General features: G+C 38.0%; 1 protein-coding gene. It reads left to right on the plus strand.

Annotated features, from left to right (window positions below):
• Positions 1-250, plus strand: a 250-nt coding sequence (locus ACYQ2O_RS13130) for a transposase (RefSeq protein ID WP_459796826.1), incomplete at its 5' end; no start/stop codon positions are given.
• Positions 251-295 lie beyond the last annotated feature (45 nt).

The following is a 295-nucleotide window of genomic DNA, read 5'->3' on the forward strand; positions in this document are numbered from 1 at the left end:
TCAATCAAGATGGCAGATCGAGTTGTTTTTCAAGCACATCAAACAACATTTGACCATTAAAACGTACTATTCACAGTCTGAACAAGGCGTGGAGAATCAAGTGATTCTTGCGATGATTGTCTACTTACTGACGTTACTGATGAAACTAGAATTAAGGTTGAAATCAACCCTCTTCACTGTTTTGAGACAAATCAGAGCGTTACAGTATGAACCGTTTGCGTATTTCAAAGAATCGTTCGCACCTGGTTAAGTGAAAGAGAATACAAATGGACTAATCCACAACTGAATAACCCTA

The sequence above is a fragment of the Alkalibacterium sp. m-11 genome, from assembly GCF_054658155.1.